Source organism: Oleiphilus sp. HI0043, from assembly GCF_001634935.1.
In genome coordinates, this window is sequence record NZ_LWEY01001262.1 from 1 (window position 1) to 893 (window position 893).

Here is an 893-nt window from a genome sequence, read left to right on the forward strand (position 1 = left end):
TCAGCAAACTTGGAACCTGGACGCTCATTTCGGTCATCCATGAGTACATCAACACCTAGGTCAACAAGCTGCTGATAGATCTCTTCAGTCTTATTGGCAACAGGCTCAGACTTATGACCATTGAGTGGGATGAGCGCGATTTGGAAAGGCGCTATCGATTCAGGCCAGATAATGCCATTGTCATCGTTATTTTGTTCAATAGCTGCCGCTACAATACGCGATACACCGATGCCGTAACAGCCCATCTCCATAATGGTGGCTTTGCCATTTTCGTTTAATACCGAGGCATTCATTGCGGAACTGTATTTGTTGCCCAACTTAAAGATATGACCGACTTCGATACCGCGTTTGATTTCGAGTGTACCTTTGCCGTCAGGGCTGGTATCACCTTCAAGAACGTTACGCAGGTCAACGACTTCACCTAGTTCAAGATCTCTTTGCCAATTGACGTCTGTTAAATGAACGCCATCTTTATTCGCGCCACAAGTGAAGTCTGAACACAGTGCAGCGGTGCGATCGACAAATACAGTGATGTCTTTTAGTCCGACCGGGCCAATGGAACCTATATTCGCTCCCGTTGCGGCTTTCACCTGTTCTTCATTTGCGAACACTAAGGGAGAGGCGACGCCTTCAAGTTTTTCAGCTTTGATTTCGTTCAAACTGTGGTCGCCCCTTAATACCAGCGCTACCAAGGGTGCATTGCCGTCTTCATCTTCTTCGCCAAGAACCAGTAAGGTTTTGATAACCGAGCTAGCGGGAACAGATAAGAAAGAAGTGACCTCTTCAATGGTTTTCTGTTCAGGCGTAGCGACTTCTTCCATGGCTTTGCTTGGTGCTGCTAGCTCACCTTCAGGTGCGAGGGCTTCAGCCAGCTCAATATTGGCTGCATAGTT

At 47.5% G+C, this 893-nt stretch carries 1 protein-coding gene; it reads right to left on the reverse strand.

Going from position 1 to position 893, the window contains the following annotated elements; genetic code table 11:
• Window positions 1-893, reverse strand: an 893-nt coding sequence (gene proS / locus A3729_RS16270; protein WP_068634083.1) for a proline--tRNA ligase, incomplete at both ends; no start/stop codon positions are given.